Annotated in this window: 4 protein-coding genes; 3 read left to right on the top strand and 1 reads right to left on the bottom strand. The window is 76.4% G+C overall.

The features are described from left to right. On the top strand, nt 1-1,502 hold a 1,502-nt coding region (locus AE652_RS37340), incomplete at its 5' end, for a bifunctional 3'-5' exonuclease/DNA polymerase (protein WP_049659696.1). A 36-nt stretch (nt 1,503-1,538) separates the two neighbouring features. Here the strand turns inward: AE652_RS37340 and dhaM are convergent. After that, nucleotides 1,539-1,931 (bottom strand): dihydroxyacetone kinase phosphoryl donor subunit DhaM, encoded by a 393-nt coding sequence (gene dhaM / locus AE652_RS37335; protein ID WP_049659695.1) that lies wholly within the window; start codon nt 1,929-1,931, stop codon nt 1,539-1,541. 166 nt (nt 1,932-2,097) lie between these two features. On the opposite strand from dhaM, the gene dhaK reads away from it, so the two are divergent. Together dhaK and dhaL are read left to right on the top strand one after the other, a co-directional pair. After that, nucleotides 2,098-3,093, top strand: coding sequence for a dihydroxyacetone kinase subunit DhaK (gene dhaK / locus AE652_RS37330; protein WP_049659693.1), 996 nt, complete (start codon nt 2,098-2,100; stop codon nt 3,091-3,093). A gap of 12 nt (nt 3,094-3,105) precedes the next feature. Further along, on the top strand, nt 3,106-3,732 hold the full coding sequence (gene dhaL, locus AE652_RS37325; protein ID WP_049659692.1) for a dihydroxyacetone kinase subunit DhaL: 627 nt from the start codon (nt 3,106-3,108) through the stop codon (nt 3,730-3,732). The last annotated feature ends 44 nt before the right edge of the window (nt 3,733-3,776 follow it).

The following is a 3,776-nucleotide window of genomic DNA, read 5'->3' as shown; positions in this document are numbered from 1 at the left end:
GGCTCGCCCGCTGCCACGACCTGCGGCTGGTCGAGGCGCTGCTGCTGGCGCACGAGGGCCGGTTCGGGGCGCCGCGCTCGCTCGGCGCCGCCTGGGCCCGGCTGCGGAACCTGCCCGTCCCGGCGGACCTGCCCGAGCCCGGCCTGGCCGACGCCGACGACGGCCAGGACACCCTGTTCGCCCCCGACCGGCTGCAACTGCCGCCCGGCGCCGACCCGTTGGAGGCCGTGGTCGCCGTCCACGCCGAACAGCAGCGCCGGATCGCCGCCATCGCCGACCCGGCCGCCCGGCAGCGCTTCCGGCTGCTGGTCGCCGCCGAGTCGGCCGGCGCCCTGGTGGCCGCCGAGACGGCCCACGACGGGCTGCCCTGGCGGGCCGACGTCCACGACCGGCTGCTGACCGAACTGCTCGGCCCCCGGCCGACCGTCCCCGGCACCCAGCCCAGGGTCCTCGCCGAGCTCGCCGTCGACCTCCAGCAGGCCCTCGGCGCCAAGCCGTTCAACCCCGACTCGCACACCCAGGTGCTGCGCGCCTTCGCCGAGGCGGGCATCCAGCTCGGCTCCACCCGCTCCTGGGAGCTCAAGGGCGTCGACCACCCGGCCGCGCAGCTGCTGGTCCGCTACAAGGAGCTGTCCCGGATCCACGTCGCGCACGGCTGGGCCTGGCAGGACGCCTGGGCCCGCGGCGGCCGGTTCCGGCCCGAGTACGTGGTCGGCGGCGTGGTCTCCGGCCGCTGGGCCAGCCGCGGCGGCGGCGCCCTGCAGATCCCGCGCATCCTGCGCCGCGCCGTGGTCGCCGACCCGGGCTGGCTGCTGGTCGTCGCCGACGCCGCCCAGCTGGAGCCCCGGGTGCTCGCCGCGCTCTCCCAGGACGCCGGGCTGGCCCGCACCGCCGCCGGCGGCGACCTGTACGAGGCGCTCGCCGCCCAGGCCTTCCAGGGCGACCGGGACAAGGCCAAGCTCGGCCTGCTCGGCGCCATGTACGGGCAGACCAGCGGCGACATCGGCCCGCTGCTGAACACCCTGCACCGCCGCTACCCGGCCGCGATGGGCTACGTCGAGGCCGCCGCCCGCACCGGCGAGGACGGCGGCGTGGTCGCCTCCCGGCTCGGCCGGGTCTGCCCGCCGGCCTCCGCCGACTTCCTCGACCTCACCGAGGGCGAGGGCGCGGGCGAGGCCGGCGGCCGCACCGCCCGCGCCCGCGGCCGCTTCACCCGCAACTTCGTCATCCAGGCCAGCGCCGCCGACTGGGCGCTGGCCCTGCTCGCGGCCCTGCGCCGCCGACTGAACGAACTGCCCGCCGCGGGCCCGGAGGACCGCCCGCACCTGGTGTTCTTCCAGCACGACGAGGTGATCGTGCACACCCCGGCCAACCTCGCCGACGAGGTGGCCGCCGCCGTCGCCGAGGCGGCCGACGAGGCCCGCCGGCTGGTGTTCGGCGACACCCCGGTGCGCTTCCCGCTCAGCACGGCGGTGGTGGACTGCTACGCGGACGCCAAGTGAGCCGCAGGCACTGGACGACGCCCGGACACCGGGCCGTCAGAGCTTCCGGAACCCGCGCGCGTCCTCGGCCGCCGCGACCACCTCGGCCAGGCCCGCCCCGGTCGAGGCGGTGACGGCGGCGGCCACCGCGCCCTCCACGAACGGCGCGTCCACCAGCTGCACGCCCGGGCGCGGCTCGTCCTCCAGCACCGTGACGGCGGTGAGCACCGAGCTGCCGAGGTCCGGCAGCACGACCACGCCCGCCCCGGCGTCGGCCCGCGCGATCGCCCCGGCGATCAGGTCGTAGCTGGTGCCGAGCCCGCCGTCCTCGGTGCCGCCCGCGACGACCACCCGCACGCCGTCCGAGGCGAGTTCGCCGAGCAGCTCGCGCAGCCCCTCCGCGAGCCGGGCGCTGTGCGAGACCAGAACAATGCCCACGTTCTCACTCATGCGGCCGACCCTACGGCCGGAACCCGGTACTCCGGGAGAGTGATCGGAATCCCGCGTGTCGCACCCCGTGCCCACCACCCCCGTCTGGCGTAGCGTCGGGGCTACGGCGTCGCCGGCCGTGGCGTCCTCACCCAGGTCACCCAGGTCACCAAGGGAGCGAAGAGCGTTGAAGAAGCTGATCAACACCCCAGAGAGCGTCCTGGAGGACGCGCTGGCCGGGATCGCCGCCGCCCATCCGGAGCTGACGGTGGACGTCCCCAACCGGGTGATCACCCGGGCCGCCCGCCCGGCCGGCCCGAAGGTCGCGCTGATCTCCGGCGGCGGCTCCGGCCACGAACCGCTGCACGGCGGCTTCGTCGGCCCCGGCATGCTCGACGCCGCCTGCCCCGGCGAGGTCTTCACCTCGCCCGTCCCGGACCAGATGCTGGCCGCCGCCAAGGCCGTGGAGACCGGCGCCGGCGTGGTCTTCGTCGTGAAGAACTACACCGGCGACGTGATGAACTTCGAGCTCGCCGCCGAACTCGCCGCCGAGGAGGGCCTGGAGGTCCGCACCGTCCTGGTCAACGACGACGTCGCGGTCGAGGACTCCACCTGGACGGCCGGCCGCCGGGGCACCGGCGCGACCGTCCTGGTCGAGAAGACCGCCGGCGCGCTGGCCGAGCGCGGCGCCCCGCTGGACGAGGTGGCCGCCCTGGGCGAGCGGGTCAACGCCGCCTCCCGCTCCTTCGCCGTCGCGCTCACCGCGGCCACCGTCCCGGCCGCCGGCAAGCCCGGCTTCGACCTGCCCGAGGACGAGATCGAGGTCGGCGTCGGCATCCACGGCGAGCCCGGCCGCCGACGCGAGAAGCTCCGCCCGGCCCGCGAGCTGGCCGCCGAGGTGGTCGACACCATCCTGACCGACCACCACCTGACCCCGGGCGACGAGGTGATCGCCCTGCTCAACGGCCTCGGCGCGACCCCGCTGCTGGAGCTGTACGTGGTCTACGGCGAGGTCGCCGCCCGGCTCGCCGAGCGCGGCATCACGGTGGCCCGCAGCCTGGTCGGCAACTACGTCACCAGCCTGGACATGGCGGGCTTCTCGCTCACCCTCACCAAGGCCGACGCCGAGCTGCTGGAACTCTGGGACGCCCCGGTCGACACCCCCGCCCTCAAGCGGGCCTGAGGAGGACGCACGATGGACTTCGACACCCCGCTGGCCGAGGCCTGGGTCCGCGCGATCGCCGCAGCGGTCGAGAAGGAGCGGGCCCGGCTCACCGACCTGGACTCCGCGATCGGCGACGGCGACCACGGCAGCAACCTCCAGCGCGGCTTCGCCGCCGCCCTGACCGCCCTGGACGGCCTCCAGCCCGCCGGCCCCGGCGCCGTCCTCACCAAGACCGGCACCACCCTCATCTCCAAGGTCGGCGGCGCCTCCGGCCCGCTCTACGGCAAGGCCTTCCGCGCCATCGGCGCCGCCCTGCCCGACCCGGCCGGCCCGGCCGCCGTCGCCGAGGCCCTGTCCGCCGGCCTGGACGCCATCCGCCTCCTCGGCAAAGCCGCCCCCGGCGACAAGACCATCGTGGACGCCTGGACCCCAGCCGTCGCCGCCTTCCGCGCCACAGCCGCCACCGGCGCCGACCTCCCCACAGCGGCCGCAGCGGCCGCCGAAGCCGCCGAACAGGGCGCCCGCGACACCATCCCCCTCCAGGCCCGCAAGGGCCGCGCCTCCTACCTCGGCGAACGCAGCATCGGCCACCAGGACCCGGGCGCCACCTCCACCGCCCTCGTCTTCCGCACCCTCGCCGACATCACCACCACCTGACCCCCACCCCCCGCCCGTCGCCCCGCCCAGCGCCGATCCCCCGC

Origin of the sequence: Kitasatospora sp. MY 5-36, from assembly GCF_001182915.1 — a bacterium.
Taxonomy (GTDB): Bacteria; Actinomycetota; Actinomycetes; order Streptomycetales; family Streptomycetaceae; genus Kitasatospora.
The sequence above is the reverse complement of the archived record's forward strand: the minus strand, read 5'-3'. Positions and strand labels throughout refer to the sequence as shown.